The organism is Paenibacillus aurantiacus, assembly GCF_042431225.1.
GTDB classification, from domain to species: Bacteria; Bacillota; Bacilli; order Paenibacillales; family Paenibacillaceae; genus Paenibacillus_Z; species Paenibacillus_Z aurantiacus.
In genome coordinates this window covers 47,204-69,523 of the sequence record NZ_JBHMDO010000029.1, presented here as the reverse complement: position 1 = coordinate 69,523, position 22,320 = coordinate 47,204, and the positions used below count along the sequence as shown (strand labels likewise).

Sequence of the window (22,320 nt, the reverse complement as noted above, 5' to 3'; positions counted from 1 at the left end):
TCACCCCCTGACTAATTCGGTAAATTGAATTCCTTCCTCTTGATCGCGATCTCATCGTTCATGTACAAGATATAGTCGGACAGCGCCTCGCGCGGGTTCTCGCCGGCGTTGACGACCTTGCGGAACGCGTTATCCAGATGACGGCCGGTGAAGTAACCGCCCGGAACCTGCGGGATGCCTTCCACCCACTTCCACTGGCTCTCCAGGTTCCGATAATCCTTGACCGGCCATGGCAGCTCCATCAGCGCTTCCGTATTCGCGGTCGGATAACGGGCCGCTTCCCCCATTAAGCCCTCCATCTCCCGTCCGTACGCAACCTGGGTATCCTTATCCGTCCACCATTTCATGAACGTCCACGCCGCTTCCTTGTCGGCCGCATGCTGGAGCATCATGACCGCGGTCGTATGGCTGGCGACCGTGTGATCCACGCTGCCGTCCGCCTGCTCCGTACCGGGAACCATCGTGAAATCCCACAAGCCTTTGATTTCCGGCGCCATGACGGCAAGCGAGTTATAGGTCGTATAATCGGCAATCCCGATCGGCATCTCCCCCGTCCGGAACCGGTTCGGGAAGTCCGCGAGCAGCGGGAACTTGTAGTTCGTGTAGAATTTAGTCCATGTCTTGAACGCTTCCATCGCGATATCGGAATCAAGCGCGCTCTTCTTCGCGTCGTCTTGGTAGAACTTTCCGCCGTTCTGGTACAGCAAGGTAGCGAAGGTCGCATTCGGGACGAGCGTCGCATTATTGACCGCCGTGTCGATCGGCAGCCAGAACTCCATGTTGTGCTTCTGCAGCACGGAGATCATGTTATACACATCCTGCCAAGTCTTCGGCGGCGCAAGCCCCAGATCGGCCAAAATATCTTTGCGGTAGAACAGCATCGGGAACGTCTGCTGCTCCGGAAGCGCATATACGCCGCCGTTGTAGGAATAAGGCGCGAGCCCGCTGTCGCGGAAGCGGGAGGCGACCTCCTCGTAATCCGCAAATTCGGTCAAGTCCGCGGCCGCGCTTCGCATAGCATAGTTGACCGGCACGTCTTCGCCGATCTGCATGGCCACGTCCGGCCCTTCGCTGGCCAGCGTCGCCGGCAGCAATATGTTCGGCGGGACAAGCCTCAATTTGACCGAAATGTTCGATTCGGGGGTAAAGGTATCGTCGATGAGATTCTTCAATACCTGCGCCTGATCGCGGCCGGTCGTAATCCAGACCGTGATGGAACGGCTGCCGTCCCCGGTATTGCCGATACTGTCATAGTCCTCGGTGTAGGAAGCGATATAGCCGCCCAGCTCATGCTTCAGCCGCGCCCATGTCGACGCTTCCGCCTTCGGCAGCTTCGCTTGCGGCGAGGAGACGACCAGGTAGTCCAAGGTAAGCGGCTGCTCGCGGACGGTCAGAATCCACGTGCCAAGTCCGCCGACATTGATCTTGAAGGCGTTCAGACGCCGGGCGACCGTCTCCGGCTTATCCGCCATCTCCTTCAGCTGCCGCACCATCGTGTGCAGCACGGCCACCTTGTCGCTTCGTTCGCCCGTCGTCTGTTCGAGGTAATCCGCGACGTTTTGAATGGTATCGGCCTGCTCCCGAAACACGCTTACCATATTCGGAATCCGCTTCTCCAGCTCATAGTCCCGGTAGGGATCCGGCGTATTCGACGTAATAATCAGGATCTTCCGGTACATCTCGTTCAGCTTGAGGACGCTCGATTCGACCGTGCGCAGCAGCGGCGCGATCTCGCCCAGGGACACCGCCATCCGGATCTTGTGCGCGCCCTTGGTCAGATGGAACAAGTACGGCTCCTCGCCGCCAAGCACGTCCATCCGCCAATCCGTGTCGAATCCGAACCGGATCCGCTTCATTTCCTTGAACGGGTATTCGCCGTCGATCATCAGGCTCCGCGTGCTGTACACGCCTCGGAGCTGGTCCTGCTTGCGCTTGAGCGCGATTTGGTACAAGCCGTCCTCCGGCACCTCCACGTTCCATTCGATCCACTGCCCGGGCAGCTTCCAGTTGAGGCCGCCAATCGTATTGATTCGGATCTTGGACACATCATACGGAATTACGGACGGGCTGGACCGGTCGGACAACGGAGATAACGTTGGCGAAGACTTGCTTACGGCCTTCTCGGCCTGAATCGTCAGGGATATCTCCTTAACCGGCGCAAGCCCCTTCGCCTCATAGTCTTGTTTGAGCTCCGCGTAAGGCTTGACGTCTCTCTCCTGATACAGCTCGATGTAATCGATCGCCATCGGCTCTCTGGATGCGGTGAGCGACAATCGCTGCACGCCTTTGTCGAAATAGAATGCATACGGTTCGTCATAATAGCCTTCGCTATCTTCAAATGGCGCGATCTGCCATTGCGCTTTCTCCACTTGTCTCGGGCGCAGGTCGTTGCCTCTGTCGTCGCGCCTGATTTCCGCCTCTTTATTGCCCCACAACCGGTCGAACGCGAGCATCTCCGCGCCTTTGAACGGCACCAGCCCGTTAATGGCGAATTGTCTTTCGATGGCCGAGCTTTTTCCCTCTAGCGGGTAATAATGAATGCGGACGTTGTACAATCCGGGTTGATCCACCTGTACATCCCAGCTGATGGAGCCGGTATCCGGCGTGATCACGGCCTTGCCGTCCAAGCCTTCCGGCCGGTCCGCGATCCGGACGCCCTCTCCCGACGCTTCGGCATAGCGCTCGCCTTCGATGCGGATCACCCGATCGGGGCGCTCCGCGCGCTCGTGCGACTTCAAATAACCGTCGTACCCGCCCGTCTCGCCGGCATCGACAATCGCCTCGAAATCGCTCATGCCCATGGCGCGCTCCGCCCGATCCGAAGGATAGAAAGCCCAGATGGACAAAAAAAATACGACTACAACCAGTATGGCAATCCCGAGCTTTTTCCCTCTAACGTTCAACTCTTCTCCCCTCCCGGCAGCAAGCGGTCCTTATTGGACAACAGTCCCCGTTCTAGAGAGTTCTAAAAAGGGGACTGTCTCCATTTACGTTAACGTTAAGCGTTACTTTTTGTACACTTCGTCAATGGCCGCTTGAACCGGCGCTTTGAACTTGTTGATGACGGTCGATACCGAGTTGCCGGCTGTCAGCTCGCCGATGATATCGTAGTAAGGCAGTTTCGGGTACGTATTGTGGTCGAGCACGAGCATGCCGTCTGCCGCCGTACGCGAATTCTGAATGTCGTCCTCGTTGGTAAAGTTGCTCTCGAGCGAAGCCTGATCCGGATAGTCGTAGATGGAATCGATATCGTTGATTTTCTCCCAGATGTACAAGAGCTGCTCCGGATGTTCAACCTTCTTCGGAATCGTCAACGCTTGGAAGAGCGCTTCGCCGGAATGATAAGCAGTCGCGCTAGGACCTTTCGGGAACGGCACGAAACCGATATCGTAGTCCTTCATATCCGTCTTCAGGCCGCTTACTTCATAGCCTGCGCCCGCATACATCAAGGTGTTGCCTTGACGGAAGAATTGGCCCGGCTCCGTCCAGTCGCCGCCTTCCGTCGGTCTGGCCACCTTCTCCGTCGCGATGCGCGAGAGGAAGTCGAAAGCTTCGACGGTCTTCGGATCCTCCAGGTTCTGCTTGTCGCCGAGCGTCAGGCTGGCTTCGTTGGAATAAAGGGATTGGTCCATTAGACCGCCTTGCGCAAGCCCCCACGTATCCAGCTTGCCGTCGTTATTCGTATCCTTGTTCGCTTCCTTGGCGACTTGGATGAACGTATCCCAGTTCCAGTTATCCTCCTTGACATAGTCTTGAAGCGGCTTCATGCCCAGCTGATTCATGAGGGTGCGGTTGTAATAAATGCCCGTGATCAGGTTGGATTGGCTTTCCGTGAACCCGTAACCTCTGCCTTCATACTGCATGAACTCGTTCGTGACTTTCTGATTGAATACCTTCGTATTCTTCGTATATTCATCGACCGGCCACAGCAGGTCTTGCCTGACCAGCGTTGGAATCGAATAGGTTTTGCCCAAGCGGACGATATCGCCGATCGGCTCGCCCGCAAGCAGCGACGCCACGACCTTCTGCTGATACTCGCCGTAGTCGATCGCGACGTATTCGATTTTGAAGTTATGCTTCTTCATCAGCGCATCCAGGTTCTTCTTCTTCTGGATATTGTCCGGATTGTCTTCCGGAATCGCCATATCCCACCACGACACCACCTTGATCGTTCGGCCGCCCATATCGAAATCCATCTCCGGCGTTCCCAGATCCTCTTTGGCGTTGCCGGCCGTGTTGCCGGCCGCGTTGCCTCCTGCGTTATTCGCGGTTGCCGGATCGTTCGTCCCCGCTCCGCCGCTGGCATTCCCGTTCTCGGCTGCCGCATTGCCGTTCCCGCTGCCGCCCGCGTTCTCCGTGCTGCCGCCACCGCCGCTGCAAGCGGCCAATGCAAAGGTCAGCATCAAGCTTGTGCACAGTAAAGCTGCTTTTTTCAATCGCACGTTGATCCCCCCTGAATTTGGATTACAGGGAAAAGTGTAGCGCTTACATTTTGGCTGAACAACCTGCCGCTGTTTAGTTCGACTACCCGACTAACTATAGGAACCCGATTGATTCGCGGCTTCATGGGGCACTCGTGTTTGCAATAGGTAAACAAATGGTAGACGGATAAAGAAATGCACATTGTCTTCCCTAAGGCGGGTTGAACATAATAAAAGCATGGTACAGCTGACCGCGAGATGCTCATTAATCGATTGAAAGCGAGGTTCTAGCCGTGTATAAGGTACTGCTTGTTGATCCGAATCGACGTTCAAGAGAAGAAACCGACCAACTACTGGACTGGAGACGACTGGGCTTCGACATCCGAGCGTATGCGGACGATGCCTCGGAGGCGCTGGAGCTGCTGGAAAGCGAGCGGGTCTCTCTCGTTCTGATCAGTCTCAAGGCTGCGCATGACGTTGGGATGCGAACATGCGAACATATTCGCCAGAAGAGCACGGTCCCGATCATCCTCATTGGCGGCCCTGACGATTTCCATATGGCCAGGCGAGCTTTGGCCTTTCAAGTAAGCGATTACATTGCAACTCCGGTTCAAACCGCGGATGTCACGGCAAGTCTGCAATGGGTGAAGAAACAGCTGGATGCCGCGTCTCCTCCGCAGCCATCTTTGAAAGCGCTACCGAACAGAACTCCGGACATGTCGATCATCGATATCGTCAAGCAATACGTGCAGGAGCAGCTGAACCAGAACATTACGCTCAAAAAGATATCGGCCCTGCTTCACTTTAACTGCGCATACCTGGGTCAGAAATTCAAAGACCACGAGAACATGTCGTTCAACGAGTATCTCTTGCAGCAGCGCATGGAGAAGGCCAAATTGCTGCTCGAGCAAACGGACATGCGCATCTACGAAATCGCAAGCGAGGTCGGTTATACCGAGATCGACTGGTTCTATAAGAAGTTCAAAGCGTACACCGGGGCCAGCGCGAACGAGTATCGGAAGCAGAGCTCGATGATTACAGCGTGATCTTAGGTGCAGATCCATGGAAAATAAACAAGGCCATCCGGCGTTCTAGACAGGATGGCCTTGTTCCTTTATTACATGCAATCGCTCGAACAACCTTCCCGATGAATTCGCTGCACGCCTCGATGTCCCCGTTCGTTATCCTTCTATCGCCCTCCCATTCCTATCTCGTTCTCCTCTTTGAGTGCCCAATCGCCCTCCTACATGCAGAACTGATACACGTCATTGTCCGGTTAGGGGGAACCAAGTATAATACCTTTACTGAACCCCGCTAGCAAATGGCGGTACGCATGTTTGGAATTGGCACGGATTGCATTCTACGACGACCTGCGTAGAGGTCTTACGAGGAGGAAGGCTAGGATCATGCATAAGGTATTGATTGTCGATGATGAGATTTTCGTACGCAAAGGCTTAATCAATCTAATCGATTGGCCGTCGCTGCAATTCGAAATCTGCGGCGAGGCGGAGAACGGCGCGCAGGCGTTAACGCTTATTCATCATCTATCCCCGGATCTGGTCATTGTGGATATCCGAATGCCCGTGCTTGACGGTCTGGAGCTCATCCGGCGGGTGAATGAAGCGGGCGGCCATCAGCCGATATTTATCATTTTAAGCGGGTACCCTGATTTCTCGTATGCCCAGCAAGCCTTCCGTTACAAGGTGTCCGACTATATTTTGAAGCCGGTTAACGAACAAGAGATGGCAGCGACCCTCCGAAGAATCGCGACTACATTGAATCAGAAGCAGCTGCTGTCGATGACCAGAGAGAAGCCGCTTGTCGAGATCATTATCGATAGCTTGGTCCAGGCCGAACCCGACGAGCAGGTGATGAGGCAGATCGCACACACGCTCGAGCTTCCTCTGACCTCTTCCTACACCTATGTGATTGCAGAAATACAGAACAAGCTCTCTCATGGGGAGATGGACTACATGCAGCCCTTGCAGCAGGCGCTCCAGCGATTTTCCCATCTCGAAGGGCAACCTCTGCTCATTCATGTACGCGCGTACAATCAATACGGTTTTATTATGCCGTCATTGCGGCAAGACGTGCCATTCGGCTCTGAGCGAACGAGCTATATGAAGCTGCTTCAGAGCATGGAGAGCTATTTATCCACGGATGTCGCTTTGTTTGTCGGCCATAAAGTCGATCAATTGAAAAAGATCGTTCACTCCCGAGTCAGCGCCGACGAATGCTTGAAATATCGGTTTGCCGCAGGTTTTAACGGCATCTTTATGGCGGAGGAGCTGCTGGAACTGCCCTTATATTATTACGATGTCGATGAAGAACTGCATAGTAAGCTGATCTATGAGGTTGAAGCCAATCATAAGGAAGGGTATCGCAACGCGATCGATGCGATTTTCATGGCCTTTAAGGAGCGGTATTTCACCCCCGGCGCGGTCGCGAATACCGTCAGGCGTTGCATGATTGCCACGATCAACATTATTCGGCAACTCGAAGGCAATGAAGCGGAGCTGTCCTGGCTTACCGAACTACTGAATTGGCAGACAAAATACCGTAATTTGGACCAGCTAAGAGTTGTGTTCTTGAACTTTATCGAGGAAGCCGCCGAATATATCGCCAAGCAACGAGGAGAAAAAAGCAATGGCAATATTGAAAAGGTGAAAAAATATATCGACGGACACTTCAGGGAGAACATCTATCTGAAGGGTATTGCCGCCGAATTTCATATGAACCCGGTCTATCTGGGGCAGCTGTTCCGCAAACATTACGGGATGTACTTCAATGAATACTTGTTGACGCTTCGCATCGAGGAGGCGAAACGGCTGCTGCGGCAAACGAAAAAACGCATGTACGAAATCGCGGAGCTGGTCGGCTTCCAGAACGCGGACTACTTCGCCACTCAATTCGAAAAGCTGGAGAAAATGACGCCGTCGGATTATCGCCATAAAATGATCGATCCATCCTAAGGAGGCCCGTCTTGCTCAACTTTCGATTAGACCATTTGAAGCTCCGAAACAAGCTGATCGTCATCTACGTGATCTGCGTGTTCCTGCCGATCGTGCTGACCAACGTGATGTTCTACCACGTGACGACGCTTAATGTCAAAAAACAGAAGACGGCGGATGCGGAACAAGCGATTACCTTATTGCAGTCCGAATTAGGGGCCCTGATCGACGATGCGGCGGGCATCTCTTATTTGTATTCGATCGACCATCAGCTGGGCGATCATCTGAATATCGACCATGCCTCCTACGATCGCTACGTAGAATCGCTAAACGGCGTATCCAATCTGTTCAATCGCGCGGACAAGGAGTACAAAACCATTAGCTCCGTGACGATCATCAGCGACAATCCGACGATTCTAACGTCGAGTCATATTATCAAGCTGGAGGATGACATACGGGAGGCGGACTGGTACCGCCAAATCGCGAATTACAATAACGCGTATCCGCATCTGTATGTGACGCACGACAGTATCAGCGTCATTCAGAAGCTGTCGGACCGCCGATACGCGGCATATGACAATGTGGTCAAAATCGACTTGAATCAAAATTACGTCGAGCAAATTTTCGATTTATCCGGCTTTGAAGGCGATATTTATTTGCTGGATCCATCCAACGAGGCGCGTTACGGCCGGCTGGCAAGCGGTCGGACCAGCGAGTTGATCACGGCGGATCGGAAGCTCCATCTCGATGAGATACCGAAGCCGAATAAGGCCATCATCCTCGCCAAGCAATATCAGTCCAGCCGTTATCTGGGTGGCTGGAAGGTATACGGCGTCCTCGACGAAGCCAACATCCTGTATGATGTCAGGCAATCCGGCCGGTTTATCCTTTGGTTCGCGGGGATTAATTTCTTCGTCCCGACGATCGTCATCTTAATTTTCGCCCGCTCGATCCATACGCGCATTCAAGCTATTCTGAAGCATATGAAATCCGTACGCGGCAATAATTTCGAACGCGTCCCCTATTATCAAGAACGGGATGAGGTCGGCCAACTAGCGGTGGAATTCAATCGGATGAGCTCGCGGATCGAAAATTTGATCAATGACGTGTATGTGTCCGAGATCCAGAAGAAAGAACTCGAACTACGGCAGCGGCAAGCTCAATTACACGCGCTCCATAGTCAGATCAACCCCCATTTTTTGTTTAATGCGCTTGAAACCATCCGGATGCGAAGTCTAATGAACGGCGAATCCCAGACGGCCAAGACGATTCAGAATATGGCGACCATCTTTCGAAAATCGATTATATGGAAGCGAAGCTTCGTTACGATTCGCGAGGAATTGGAATTGATCGAGTGCTTCTTGGAAATTCAAAAATATCGGTTCGACAGCAAGCTGGAGTTTCATATCGAGGTCGATCAATCCGTGATGGATATTGAAATTCCGAAGATGGCGTTTTTGCCGTTCGTGGAAAATGCAAGCATTCACGGGATCGAGAACATACCCGGCATCGGATACATTACGATTCAGATCGCGCAAGAGCAAGATCAGATTATTTTCCTCATATCGGATAATGGAGGCGGCATCGCGCAAGCGAAAATCGACGAGCTTCACCGGTACATTCACGAGGAGGATGCCATGGGCGATTCCATCGGCATGAAAAATGTCATGACTCGTCTAAAAATCTACTACGGCGAATCGTTCAGCTTCGCCATTGCGAGCGCGCCGAATAAAGGTACGCGAATCACGCTGCGTCTTCCCATTACCCGAAAAGAATAAAGTTCCTCCAATAAGTTCTTAACTATTCAAAGACCAACCTAAGGTTTGCTATGTAACAAACGGTTTCTTTTTCTTCTACAATGAAAGTGCTTACACAAGTTGAGAAAGAGAGGGGATTTGAAGTGCGCAACAAAAAGTGGCTTCCTACCAGCTTGGCCGTGGTAACGGCCGTATCACTCCTCCTTGCCGGCTGCTCGTCGAATAATGGCGAGAGCGGAAAGACCAGCAACACGAACAACAGCCCCGCGACCAGCGAGAAGACCGAAGAGGTCAGCACAGACCCGGTCACCTTCAGTTATTTCGCATTCGGAACGAATAAAGACGTGCTTGCCAGCGAAACCACGATCGGCAAAATCCTGCAGAAACAAACCGGCGTCGATTGGAAAATGGAGTTTGTTGCCGGAGATCCGACCACGAAGGCTGGCGTCATGATTGCCGGCGGCGCCTATCCGGATGTCATTTCGCCGGTAGGCGAACTTGCGATGCTCTTGGATGCCGAAGCCTTGATTCCGCTCAATGATCTGATCGAGAAATATGGTCCTAACATTAAGCGCGTCTATGGCCCTTATATGGACAAGATCACGAATGAAGACGGCAACATCTATATCCTGCCCTTCACGGCCAACATCGGCGGCTACTTGACGGATCCGGATGCGGGCAGCAGCATCTGGATTCAACGCCGCGTGCTGAAGGAATTCGGCTACCCGAAAGTCAAGACGCTGGATCAATATTTTGAACTGATCGAGAAGTATAAGGCTAAATATCCAACCGTAGATGGCAAAGATACGATCGGCTACGCTACATTCGCCGGCGAACCGGGTCAATTCTATACGATTACCAATGCCCCGATGCATTTGGCCGGTTATCCGAACGACGGTAATGTAATGGTCGATATGAAGACGCATGAAGCCAAGCTGTACCAGGGAACCGATTACGAGAAGCGATGGCTGCATTCGTTATACGAGATGAACTTGAAAGGCTTACTTGATCCGGAGAGCTTCACCGCGAACGGGGATCAATTCAAGGCCAAGCTGACTTCCGGCCGCGTGCTCGGATTCAGCGGCTACACCTGGCAGATCGGCGATGCCATCAACAACCTCAAGAAGGCCGGCAACGACGATCTGCGGTATGTATCCCTTCCGATCGTATTCGACGAGAGCACTACGGATGCCTACATGGACCCTCCTTCCTTCGTCAACAACCGCGGTCTTGGCATTAGCGTAAGCGCCAAGGATCCGGTTCGCATCATTAAGTATTGGGATAATCTGTTGACGGATGAGAACCAGAAGCTTGTCCAATGGGGAGAGAAAGACGTCACCTATTCCGTGAACGACAAGGGCCGTTTCGTCATGAGCGACGAGCAATTGGCCAATCGCAACGATAACGAATACAAACGGAAGTACGGCTGGGCTTACTTCGATTACGAATGGCCGCGTTACGGCGACAACTCCGTGTACGAGGACGGCAATGCGCATCGCCCTTTCTCCCAGCCTGAAGTCGCGAACATCAATTATACGGATGGCGACCGGGCGCTGCTTGATGCTTACGGGTTCAAAACCTTCTCCGAATTCTTCGCGAAACCGGTGGAAAGACCATGGTATCCGGCTTGGAGTATCGAGAAGGAGCAAAATTCTCCTGAAGATATCTTCAATCAGAAAGCCGGGGATCTTCAGCAGAAGTATTATCCGAAGCTCGCGCTTGCCCCCGAAGGGCAATTCGATTCCGTCTGGAATGACTATCTCAAAGAGTTCGGCAAACTGGATGCGGCCGGCTTCGAGGCGTTCATGACCGCCAAGGTGAAGGATCGAGTCGCAGGTAAGTGGTAAGAGACGGCTTCTAAATACGCGTAGAAAACCGGGAAAAGCGAGGCCATTCGCTTTTCCCGTCTAATTATGCTCACGACAGATCAGATTTTGCCGGAAGGGAGACGGATCGAGTGGAGAAACAACCCGTGCAGCTGACAGGATCGACTTCTGACGATTCGCGCCTAGTCGCATTTTTCAAAGCCTTGTCGAAGCAGAAAATGTTAATGCTCATGTCGCTGCCTTTTCTTGCGTGGGTCATCGTGTTTAAATACGTTCCGCTCTGGGGCTGGACGATCGCCTTTCAGAAATACCGGCTGGGCCGAGATATTTTCGATCAGGCTTGGGTGGGATGGACTAACTTTACCGCTTTGTTTCAGGAACAGCAGTTCTACCTGGTCTTGCGCAATACGCTCGTGATGAGCTCGATTAATCTCGTGCTGGGATTCGTGACGGCTATCGGATTGGCGCTGCTCCTGAATGAGCTCCGCAGAATCGCCTTCAAGCGGACCGTGCAGACGATCAGTTATTTGCCGCACTTTATTTCGTGGGTCGTTGCCGCGAATATCGTCCAAACGGCGCTTGCGCCGGAGGGCATTATCAATGTATTGCTCCTCCAATTCCATATGATCGATAAGCCCATACTGTGGCTGGGCGTCGGCGAATATTTCTGGGGCATTCTCGGCGTGACCGAAGTATGGAAGAACGTCGGTTTTAACACGATTATTTACTTGGCTGCCATTACGACTATTGATCCGACGCAGTACGAAGCCGCCCGCATCGACGGCGCGTCACGGCTGCAACAAATGTGGCATATCACGCTTCCGGGCATGAAGCCGGTCATCGTCATCTTGCTCATCATGAACTTGGGCCACATCCTGGAGTCCGGTTTCGAGCCGCAGTATTTGCTTGGCAACGGCATGAATGTCGAATATTCGGAAAATCTTGACATATTCGTGTTGAAGTACGGGATTCAAATGAACAACTATGGATTGGCGACGGCGGCCGGCATGTTCAAAACCGTGGTCAGCTTCATCTTCCTGATCGTGGCCAACAACCTCGCCAAACGGCTTGGCGAAAGCAGATTGTACTAGATGAAAGGCGGTGAAACGATGCTGAAAACGAATTCGACTCGATTCTCTTCCATTGGCGATCGCATATTCGACGTGGGCAATTATATCTTCATGATTATTTTGGTCTTCGTCACCTTGTATCCTTTCATTAATATGTTCGCCTTATCGTTCAATGACGCCAACGACTCCATTCGCGGCGACATCTATTTTTGGCCGCGCGAATGGACGCTCCGAAACTACGAGTACGTGTTTAACGAATCGAACGTGTTCTATGCGACCTTCATTTCCGCGGCACGGACGATCGTCGGGACGGCCGTTTCCGTATTTTGCACGGCGATGCTGGCCTACGCGATCAGTCGTCCCGAATATAAATTGAAGAAATTCATTGCCATTACCTTCATCTTTACGATGTATTTCAGCGGCGGCTTGATTCCGAACTATCTGCTCATTAAAGAGCTTGGCATGCTGAACAGCTTCTGGGTCTACATTATTCCGGGCATCATCGGCGTGTTCAACATGATCGTCATTCGATCCTTCATCGAAGGCTTGCCGGAAGGAATTATGGAATCGGCCAAAATGGACGGCGCTGGCGACCTGACTACCTTCCTTCGGATCGTGCTCCCGCTGACCATGCCTGCTCTGGCGACCGTATCGCTGTTCGTGGCCGTCTATCAATGGAACTCCTGGTTCGACGTGTTCCTATACAACTCTTCCAGGCATGACCTAAGTACGCTGCAATACGAGCTTGTGAAGATCTTGTCCACGTCCGATACGGGCTCCTCGGCTGCCGACCAGTATGCCGATGCTCAGGGAAGCGCGGAGATTGTAACGCCGACATCGGTTCGCGCGACGATGACGATCGTGGCAAGTCTACCGATTATAATGGTCTATCCGTTTCTGCAGAAGTATTTCGTCAAAGGCATGGTCGTCGGCGGCGTAAAAGGATAATCGAACATGCGGATTCATACCGGAGGAGTGAAGATCAATCTCATGAAGAAACAAGGCGTAAATCCTTACTTGCCGTCCTGGGAGTATATCCCCGACGGCGAGCCTCACGTGTTCCAGGACAGAGTCTACGTATACGGCTCGCATGACCGGTATAACGGGCATGTCTTCTGCCTCAACGATTACGTCTGCTGGTCGGCGCCCGCGAACGATCTGGCGGACTGGCGCTATGAAGGCGTGATCTACGAGAAGACGGACGATCCGCTGAACCCGGACGGACGCATGTGTCTCTATGCCCCCGACGTCACCCAAGGACCGGACGGACGATATTATCTGTACTATGTCCTGGATAAGGTATCCGTCGTCTCGGTCGCCGTCTGCGATACGCCTGCCGGCAAGTATGAATTCTATGGATACGTGCAGTACGCCGACGGGACCCGCCTGGGCGAACGGGCAGGCGATCAGCCGCAATTCGATCCGGGCGTCTTGACGGAAGGCGACCTCACTTACCTGTACACCGGATTCTGCGCGATCGGCGATAAGTCGCGCAAGGGCGCGATGGCCACCGTAATCGGGGCGGATATGCTGACGATCGTCGAAGAACCGGCGTTCATCGCGCCTAGCGAGCCGTACAGCGAAGGATCCGGCTATGAAGGGCATGCGTTCTTCGAAGCGCCTTCCATCCGCAAGCTTGGCGATACGTATTATTTCGTCTATTCCTCCGTCGTCATGCACGAGCTATGCTACGCGACCAGCAAGCATCCGACGAAGGGCTTCGAATACCGCGGCGTCATCGTAAGCAACAATGACATGCATATCGATTCATACAAGCCGGCGAGCAAGCCCATGTATTATGGCGGCAACAATCACGGCGGTTTGGTGGAAGCAGACGGTCAATGGTACATCTTCTATCACCGTCATACGAACGGTACGAGCTTCAGCCGCCAGGGCTGCATTGAACCGATCGCGATTCTTGCGGACGGCACCATTCCGCAAGTCGAGATCACGACGAGCGGTCCGAACGGCCGCCCGCTCGTCGGCCGCGGCCGGTACCCGGCCTATCTCGCCTGCCACCTGTTCACGGAGACCGAGGAGAGCTATACGGGCACGCACGGCGCGTGGATGGACGGCCGATTCCCGAAGATCACCCAAGACGGCAAAGACGGGGACGAAGAGATCGGGTATATCGCGAATATGCGGGATTCCGCAACGGCGGGGTTTAAGTACTTCCGATGCGAGGACGTCAAGCGCGTGAAGGTTCAAGTTCGCGGATATGCCCAAGGCAGCTTCGAGGTCAAGACGGCATGGGACGGACCGACGCTTGGATCGATCCCGGTCGAGTTCACCAACGTATGGACGACGTATGAGGCCGACATCGCGGTTCCGGACGGCGTTCACGCTTTATATTTCACCTACAGGGGCATCGGCAACGCGAGTCTGGCGTCGTTCACGCTGGAATAATCGATCTACCGTTGGTATAAGCGTTGTATACAAAGAAACGAATGGCAGCCTGACCTCGCGTCAGGCTGCCATTTTCGCGTACATGATAATACCCACTTGAATAACGTCGACAGAATAGGCGAAATAGGCGGATGAGCAGCCATTCGCCTATTTCACTTCTACTAGGAAACTAACGGCACAACGACATAGACGGTTTCAACGGAAGCTTCGAAAGCGATCGTATCCCCTTCCGCTACGGTCGAGATAAACGCTCCGCCTTCCGTCTTGATCGACAACCGCTGCCCTTCCGATCTGATCCGGCATCCCCCCGCTGTATTCGCGCGAATGATAGCGCTTAGCAATGCACCCTCTTCCCATTCGATGTCGACCTCGAAGCCGCCTCTCGCGCGCAACCCTTTAACGGAGCCGCTTGGCCATGCCGATGGAAGCGCGGGCAGCAGATCGATGACGCCTTCATGGCTCTGCAGAAGCATCTCGGCGACGCCGGCCGTGCCGCCGAAATTGCCGTCGATCTGGAACGGCGGATGATTATCGAATAGGTTCGGCAGCGTCGAATCGCGGAGCAGCGCGGCGAAATTACCGTACGCTTCCTCGCCGTCGCGCAGCCGCGCCCACATGTTAATCATCCAAGCCCGGCTCCATCCGGTGTGCCCGCCGCCGTGCGCGAGCCGGCGCGTCAACGTCGTTCGAGCGGCCGCAGCAAGCTCTGGCGTCTTCCGCGGCGTAATTCGCGATCCGGGATGCAGCGCGAACAAGTGCGAGATGTGCCGATGACCCGGCTCCGTCTCTTCGTAATCCTCCATCCATTCCTGCAGCTGCCCGTATCGGCCGATATTCGGCTGAGGCAGACGCGATCGGACCTCGGTCAGCAATTTCCGGAACGAATCATCGATATCGAGCAATTCGGCCGCTTCGATGCACGCGCCGAACAGTTCATCGATAATTTGGCTGTCCATCGAAGGACCGATGCACAGCGCGCCCTCCTCCCCGTTCCCCAGCCGGTACGTGTTCTCCGGCGAGACGGACGGGGTCGTGACGAGCTTCCCGTCCGTCGTCTCCGTCAGGTAATCCAGGAAGAAGACCGCGGACTCCTTCATCGTTTCGTATGCCTTGCCAAGGAACGAGCGATCGAGCGCGTACTGGTAATGCTCCCATAAGTGAAGGCACAGCCAAGCCGCGCCCATCGGCCAGATCGTGGCGGGTATATAGATGTCCTGAGGCGCCGTGTCCCCCCACAAGTCCGTATTATGGTGGGCAACGAATCCGCCGCAGCCGTACATCCGCCTGGCCGTCTCCCGGCCGTTAGGGCGCATCCGCTCGATCAGATCGAACAGCGGCTCGTGGCATTCGGCCAAGTTGCAGGCCTCCGCAGGCCAATAGTTCATCTGCGCGTTAATGTTGATCGTATACTTCGAATCCCATGGCGGGGTGAAATGCTCGTTCCAGATCCCTTGCAGATTGGCGGGCAGCGAACCGGGACGGCTGCTCGCGATGAGCAGATAGCGTCCATACTGGAAGTACAGCTCCGACAAGCCGCGGTCTTCGCCGCCGGCCTGCAGCGCGGCGAGCCGTTCGTCCGTCGGCCGCGCATCGGCAGTCGCACCGCCCAGCTTCAACGTGACGCGGCCGAACAGGCGGCTATAATCCTCGATATGCCTCTCCCGCAGCTTGCCATAGCCGAGACTGCGAGCGGCCATGATCGTCTCGCGTGCGTATGCCTCCGGATCCGCGTGCCGGAACGTCGTGCCTGCTGCGACGAGAATGACGGCTTCGTCTGCCTGGTCGACGACCAGAAACTCTCCGTAATTCTCGACCTTCCCGCCAACGGTTTGTACGCTGACCACCGAACAGACGCCGATACCGTCCGCGCCGCCAATGCCGACCTTCATGACGAGCTGGCCGCCCGACTCGGTCCGCAGGCTGTCGAGGAACCGCTGCTTTCCGCGCGTGAACCGCAGCCGGAACGATACGGCGCCGCTGCGGCTCGCGGCGATCCGAACGGCGATGACGCCGCCCGGATAGCTCGCGAGATGCTCCCGCTCGAACCGAACGTCGCGCCACTGATAGGTGACCGCAGCAGTCGCGTGGGCCAGATCGAGATTCCGGCAGTATTCCGTCACTTCTGCTTCATCGTGGCCGAATTCGAGCATCAGATCGCCAAGCGGTTCGTAATGGCGCTGACTCTCCGGCGTACCGACCAAAGCCATGGCCGCCAGCCTCTGCCCTTCGGCCAAGCGCCCCTCCGCAAGCAGCCGCCGAACCTCGGGCAGATGCCTCGGCGCGTCCGGGTTGTTCCGGTCCATAGGGCCGCCGGACCACACGGAGTCTTCGTTCAGCTGGATCCGCTCTTCGTTCGTTCGGCCGAATATCATGGCGCCCAACCGGCCGTTCCCGACGGGCAGCGCTTCGTTCCAGGTCCCCGCCGGACGGGTATACCATAGCTTCATTGCTTCATCCATTGACTGCTTACCTGCTTTCTATAGAATGTCACCGCCGGACAAGCTCACTTTCGATTAGACCGAATGGGATTGAAGGAATATATTCACGCCCCTTGTCCCTTTCTTTCAACCGGAATGGTGGCCGCTGCCTTGCCGGCTTCTGCCGCTAGCGCGCGCATGCCGGCTTCGAGCGTCTGGATAATCCGGTCCGCATCGTAGACGCAGCCCTTCCATGTTCCGCCGCTGACGGCCTGAAGCGCAGCCCACAGGCGGGTATCATCGGGCAGATCGGGGTCTTCCGCCAAGCCGGGATGCGGCATTCGCGCGGCCAGAATGGCCGAGCCGGCATCCGGCGTATCCGGCGATTCCCCGCAGCCGACCATGTGGATGCTTCCCGTAAGCTTCCGGGTATCGATCCGAATGTCGATCCAATCGCCGTCGCGCAGACGGCCGACAGGTCCCCCGGCGAGCGCTTCCGGTCCGATATGGCCGATGCAGGCGCCGGTCGACACGCCCGAGAATCGCGCATCGGTCAGGAGGGATACTTGTTTGCCATACGACAGATGCTTGAGCGCCGATGTCAGCTGGTACGTCTCCTCCATGCCGGTGCCCGAAGGCCCGCGGCCGACCAGCGCCAGGATGTCGCCGGCTGCGATACCGCCGGTCTTGATCGCGCGAATCGCTGCGCGCTCGGCCGTGAACACCTTCACCCGGCCCACATGCCGGAACACGCCCGCTTCGTCCAGTACCGACGGATCGATCGCAGTCGACTTGATAACGGCGCCCTCCGGAGCGATATTGCCGATCGGGAACGTGACGGTCGGAGCAAGACCAGCCGCCCGCGCCCGTTCAGGGCTATATATGACCGTATCCGGATCGATGCCCTCCCGGTCCGATAGATACGCGCGCATACGCTGCCGCCGCTCCGACGTCTCCCACCAGTCCAGCGTCTCGCCCAGCGTGACGCCGGAAGCCGTCAAGACGGCTTCATCCAGAACGCCGAGCTTGCGCAGATGCAGCATGACCTCCGGCACTCCTCCGGCGAGGAACACGCGAACGGTCGGATGCGGGAAGGGTCCGTTCGGCAGCACGCTGACGAGTCGCGGCACGGCGCGGTTAACCGCCGCCCAGTCGGCGACGTCCGGCACGGCGAGTCCGGCAGCGGCCGCGAGCGCGGGGATATGCAGAAGCAGGTTCGTGGAGCCGCCGAAAGCCGCATGCACGACCATCGCGTTGCGGATGGAGGCATCGGTCAGCAGCTCATTCATCGTAATTCCGCTCGCCGCGAGCGCCATCGCCGCGCGCGCGGACTGTCGCGCCATCTCGGTCCAGACCGGCTGCCCGGACGGCGCGAGCGCGGCATGCGGCACAGTTAGCCCCATTGCCTCCGCGACGACCTGCGCGGTCCCGGCCGTACCGAGGAACTGGCAGCCGCCGCCTGGCGTCGCGCACGCTCGGCAGCCGAGATCGGCTGCCTCTTCCAGTGATAGCTCGCCATTGGCATAACGCGCGCCGATCGTCTGGATCTTGCCCGCATCCTCGCCTTGCGTGGGCGGCAGCGTCACGCCTCCCGGCACGATGACGCCGGGCAGGCGCTTCATGCCGGCCAGCGCCAGCATCATCGCCGGCAGTCCCTTATCGCAAGTCGCCACGCCGACGACGGCCGCGCGCGTCGGCAGCGAGCGGATCAGCCGCCGCATGACGATAGCCGCGTCGTTGCGGTAGGGAAGCGAATCGAACATCCCGGACGTTCCCTGGGAGCGCCCGTCGCACGGATCGCTGACGTAGCCCGCGAACGGAATATTGCCCGCTTTCGTAATCTCCTCGGCGGCCGCCTTCATCAGCAGACCGATCTCCCAATGGCCGGTATGATACCCCAGTGCCGCCGGCGTGCCGTCCTCGTTGCGGATGCCCCCTTGCGTGCCGAGGAGGAGCACTTCACGGCCTTTCAGCCGTTCCGGCCGCCACCCCATTCCGACGTTCTGGCTCCACCCGAACAGATCCCCGCTCGGCGCGTGAAGAAGCATCTCCGGCGTCAGCGGCAGCGAGCCGACTGGACCCGGCGCATGCGTCGCCACTTCGAAGTACGCCTCGTCGTCCTTCCCCATTACGTTCCTGATCCGTTCATTCATCCCGCTTCTTCCCTCCCGGTTACGGCTTCATGAACACGGTCTTCACCGATGTGTAAAATTCGATCGCGGCCTGTCCCTGCTCGCGCGAATGGGAGCTGGATCCCTTCATGCCGCCGAACGGCGCCTGCAGTTCTACCCCGGCCGTCTCCGCGTTGACCCGTACGAGTCCCGCGTCCGTCTCTTGAATGAAGGAGAGCGCGCTGCCAAGGTCGCGCGTATAGAGCGAGGCGCTGAGTCCGTATTCCGTGTCGTTCGCGAGCGCGATCGCCTCCGCCATATCGCGGGCTTCGATCAAGGCCAGCACCGGGCCGAAGATCTCCTCGCGCGCGATCGTCATCGACGGCGTCACCTTATCGAACACGGCCGGCGTGACGAAGTAGCCTTCCGACAGCGCCGGGTCATCCGGCTGCTTGCCGCCGGTCAGCAGTTCGGCGCCTTCTTCGATTCCCTTGTTTATGTACCGCATGACGGTCTCGTACTGCTTTGCGCTGGCGCAAGGCCCAAGCCATGTCTCCGCGTCCAATCCGTCGCCGACCCGCAGCGCCCTCACCTTCGCGAGCAGCTTCTCTCTGAACGTCTCATAGACGCCGCTGAGCACGATGACGCGGCTCGTCGCCGTGCATTTCTGACCGGTCGAGCGCAGCCCTCCGCTGATTGTCGCATCGACCGCGAGATCGAGATCCGCATCCGCGGCCACGATAATCGGATTCTTGCCGCCCATCTCCAGCTGATACTTCGCTCCGCGCGCCAGCGCGGCCTGCCCGACCTGCTTGCCTACGCGGTTCGAGCCGGTGAACGTGATGGCGTGAATGCCCGGATGCGCGGCGATGCCCTGACCGATCACGGCGCCGTCGCCCAGCACCATGTTCACCACGCCGGCCGGGAATCCGGCATCATGGAAGCACTGCATGACCAAGGCCGCGGTCGCCGCGGTCTCGACTGCCGGCTTCCATACGACCGTATTGCCGTAGATAAGCGCCGGCGCCATCTTCCAGACCGGGATCGCCACAGGGAAATTCCAAGGCGAGACGACCCCGACGACGCCAAGCGGCGCACGCGTCGTGAACATCAGCGCCTCCGCGTCGGTCGATGGGATGACGTCGCCGATCGGCCGCATGCCTTCGCCTGCGTAATAACGCAGGATCGCCGCGCCGCGGGCCGTCTCGCCCTTCGCTTCGCCTAATGTCTTGCCCATCTCGCGGGTCATCGCCCGGCCCACCGTCTCCATTCGGCTCTCGAGAAGGTCCGCCGCTTTGAACAGCAATGCGCCGCGTTGCGCGCCGGTCAGCTTGCGCCAAGCACCGCGCGCCGATTCGGCAGCTTTGACCGCTTCATCCAGATCGGTCAAGTCCGATGCCGCAGCCATCCCGACGATCTCTCCCCGCTTCGCGGGATTTAGGCTTGGCATTCGTTCCCCCGCCGACGGTGCCCTCCAATCGCCGCTGATATAGTTATCGATCGTCACTGCATCTTGATTCTCCTGGACTGCTGTCATCCCATTCTCCTCCTTATGTTCGCGTCTTACGCCGTCTCCAGCTCATGCGCATAAACGGCCGTGTTCACCAACGTGCCGATGCCCGCAATCTCGATCTCGATCCGGTCGCCGGACGCAAGCGTAAAATGGTTGGGCGGCACCAGACAAGTACCCGTCAACAGCACCGTTCCGTCGTAGAGCGCATTATCGCGCTTTAAGTGGCCGACGAGTTCCTCCAGACGGCGCTTCAATTGCCCGGTATTGGCTGATTCGTCGACCACCTTGACGCCATCGCGGTATATACGGCATGCGATCGCGAGATTGTACGGATCCGCTACCGTCTCCGTCAGCCTGACGAAGGGGCCGATCGCGCAGGAATTGCGATAAATTTTGGCCTGCGGCAGATAGAGCGGGTTCTCGCCCTCGATATCGCGGCAGCTCATATCGTTGCCTGCCGTGTACCCGATGATGGCGCCGGAACGATCCAGCACGAGGCCGAGTTCCGCTTCCGGCACCTGCCACGACGAGTCGCTCCGCAAGCAGACCTGTTCGCCTGGCCCGACCGTACGCGCCGAAGTCGATTTCATGAACAATTCCGGCCGTTCGGCGTCATACACTTTGTCATAGAACGTGCTTGCGTCCAGCTTGCCTGCAGTCGCCTCGTAATTGCGCGCCTCGCGGCTGCGCTGATAGGTCACGCCGGCTGCCCATACCTCGGGCGCATCCAGCGGCGTCAGCAGGGCCAGCGACTCCGGCGCCGCCTGGATCGGAGAGAGGTCCTGCACGAGCGACTTAATATGAACCTCGGACGTGACTCCAGCCTTGCGCGCCTCGCTCACCAGCGTCATCAGATCCGGCGCGTTCAGCCGGTAAGCCGCCCCGTCCTCCATCAGAACGCCCAGAACGATGCGTGAATCCTCCCGATAACGAAAAATACGCATAATAGTTCCCCTCTCGCATTTTGTTTTACATTATAAAACTCAGTTCTTAAAATTGCTTATAAGAAGAAGCGGCGGCAGCCGCCTCGTTCTCGCGCGATTAGGAGCGATAACCCATTCCCTGCGAAATTCGCGATGCCGTCTCGCGTAGGCGCAGCGCTAACGCTTCCAGCGCTTCGTCGTCGACCGTTGCTGCCATCGTCGAGATACTGATCGCCGCCGCGACGCGCCCACCGTGGTCGAACACCGGGGCTGCGGCGCAGCGCACGCCCGGCTCGTTCTCTTCCCGGTCGTAAGCGATGCCGGCGCTTCGAACGGCCCGCAGCGCTTCTCGGAAGTCCGCTTCGCTCGCGATCGTTCGCGGCGTATGCGTCGTATACGCGTAACCTTGCAGCAAACGATCGAGCTCAAGCTCCGGCATGAACGCCGCGAGCACCTTGCCGACGGCGCTGCTGTGCAGCGGGACCCGGCGCCCGATCCGGGAGTAACGAATCGCCGCCTTGCTCCCCTCGACCTTGTCGATGTAAACGCCCTCCGCGCCGTCCCGAATAACGAGGTGGACGGTCTGCCCCGTTTCGCCGGACAGACTCTGAAGAGGCCCGTTCGCGATCTCCCGGATATCGAAGCTCGCGAGCAGCAATTGCCCCTTCTCCAAGAATCGCATGCCGAGCCGATACAGCCCATGCTGATCTTGTTCGATATATCCGTGCATCTGAAGCGTTTTCAAGAGCGAATGCACGGTACTTTTATGCAGATCGACCCGCGCGCTAATCTCGGTGATTTTCAGCTCTCGGGTCTGTTCATCGAATAAGTCGATGATGCGGAGCGCTCTGTCGAGGGATTGAATGATCGGCATGATGTTATGGACACCTACTTGAGTTTGATAATATAGAACGATGTTCTAGTA

14 protein-coding genes are annotated in these 22,320 nt (G+C 56.6%); 7 read left to right on the top strand and 7 right to left on the bottom strand.

The window, feature by feature from the left end; genetic code table 11:
• Window positions 1-11: 11 nt before the first annotated feature.
• Window positions 12-2,903, bottom strand: a complete 2,892-nt coding sequence (locus ACFFSY_RS17655; protein WP_377496383.1) for an extracellular solute-binding protein — start codon at window positions 2,901-2,903, stop codon at window positions 12-14.
• A 102-nt stretch (window positions 2,904-3,005) separates the two neighbouring features.
• Complete coding sequence (locus ACFFSY_RS17650) at window positions 3,006-4,442, bottom strand: ABC transporter substrate-binding protein (RefSeq protein WP_377496381.1); 1,437 nt, start codon at window positions 4,440-4,442, stop codon at window positions 3,006-3,008.
• A 272-nt stretch (window positions 4,443-4,714) separates the two neighbouring features.
• Between ACFFSY_RS17650 and ACFFSY_RS17645 the strand changes: the two genes are divergently transcribed.
• The 7 genes from ACFFSY_RS17645 to ACFFSY_RS17615 all read left to right on the top strand — a co-directional run bounded on the left by ACFFSY_RS17645 (window position 4,715) and on the right by ACFFSY_RS17615 (window position 14,431).
• The gene (locus tag ACFFSY_RS17645) at window positions 4,715-5,467 is read left to right on the top strand and encodes a response regulator transcription factor (protein WP_377496379.1); all 753 of its coding nucleotides are present in this window, start codon (window positions 4,715-4,717) and stop codon (window positions 5,465-5,467) included.
• A gap of 360 nt (window positions 5,468-5,827) precedes the next feature.
• The gene (locus ACFFSY_RS17640) at window positions 5,828-7,393 is read left to right on the top strand and encodes a response regulator (RefSeq protein WP_377496377.1); all 1,566 of its coding nucleotides are present in this window, start codon (window positions 5,828-5,830) and stop codon (window positions 7,391-7,393) included.
• 11 nt (window positions 7,394-7,404) lie between these two features.
• Window positions 7,405-9,150: a sensor histidine kinase gene (locus ACFFSY_RS17635; RefSeq protein ID WP_377496375.1), complete on the top strand. Its 1,746-nt coding sequence runs from the start codon at window positions 7,405-7,407 to the stop codon at window positions 9,148-9,150.
• 122 nt (window positions 9,151-9,272) lie between these two features.
• Window positions 9,273-10,976 carry an ABC transporter substrate-binding protein gene (locus ACFFSY_RS17630; protein ID WP_377496373.1) on the top strand — a complete coding sequence of 568 codons (1,704 nt, stop codon included), beginning with the start codon at window positions 9,273-9,275 and terminating at the stop codon, window positions 10,974-10,976.
• A gap of 110 nt (window positions 10,977-11,086) precedes the next feature.
• Window positions 11,087-12,046 carry an ABC transporter permease gene (locus tag ACFFSY_RS17625; RefSeq protein WP_377496371.1) on the top strand — a complete coding sequence of 320 codons (960 nt, stop codon included), beginning with the start codon at window positions 11,087-11,089 and terminating at the stop codon, window positions 12,044-12,046.
• 18 nt (window positions 12,047-12,064) lie between these two features.
• Entirely contained in the window at window positions 12,065-12,973 is a 909-nt protein-coding gene (locus ACFFSY_RS17620) for a carbohydrate ABC transporter permease (protein ID WP_377496369.1), read from the top strand.
• A gap of 42 nt (window positions 12,974-13,015) precedes the next feature.
• Window positions 13,016-14,431 carry a family 43 glycosylhydrolase gene (locus ACFFSY_RS17615; protein ID WP_377496498.1) on the top strand — a complete coding sequence of 472 codons (1,416 nt, stop codon included), beginning with the start codon at window positions 13,016-13,018 and terminating at the stop codon, window positions 14,429-14,431.
• Between the two features lie 161 nt (window positions 14,432-14,592).
• Here the strand turns inward: ACFFSY_RS17615 and ACFFSY_RS17610 are convergent, their stop codons facing one another.
• The 5 genes from ACFFSY_RS17610 to ACFFSY_RS17590 form a co-directional block, all read right to left on the bottom strand.
• Window positions 14,593-16,890: a glycoside hydrolase family 95 protein gene (locus tag ACFFSY_RS17610; protein ID WP_377496367.1), complete on the bottom strand. Its 2,298-nt coding sequence runs from the start codon at window positions 16,888-16,890 to the stop codon at window positions 14,593-14,595.
• A gap of 83 nt (window positions 16,891-16,973) precedes the next feature.
• Window positions 16,974-19,001, bottom strand: a complete 2,028-nt coding sequence (locus ACFFSY_RS17605; RefSeq protein WP_377496365.1) for a YjhG/YagF family D-xylonate dehydratase — start codon at window positions 18,999-19,001, stop codon at window positions 16,974-16,976.
• 19 nt (window positions 19,002-19,020) lie between these two features.
• The gene (gene gucD / locus ACFFSY_RS17600) at window positions 19,021-20,496 is read right to left on the bottom strand and encodes an alpha-ketoglutaric semialdehyde dehydrogenase GucD (RefSeq protein WP_377496363.1); all 1,476 of its coding nucleotides are present in this window, start codon (window positions 20,494-20,496) and stop codon (window positions 19,021-19,023) included.
• Between the two features lie 26 nt (window positions 20,497-20,522).
• A complete protein-coding gene (locus tag ACFFSY_RS17595) occupies window positions 20,523-21,416 on the bottom strand; it encodes a fumarylacetoacetate hydrolase family protein (RefSeq protein WP_377496361.1) in 894 nt (297 codons plus the stop codon).
• A 97-nt stretch (window positions 21,417-21,513) separates the two neighbouring features.
• The gene (locus ACFFSY_RS17590) at window positions 21,514-22,269 is read right to left on the bottom strand and encodes an IclR family transcriptional regulator (RefSeq protein ID WP_377496360.1); all 756 of its coding nucleotides are present in this window, start codon (window positions 22,267-22,269) and stop codon (window positions 21,514-21,516) included.
• Window positions 22,270-22,320: the final 51 nt, after the last annotated feature.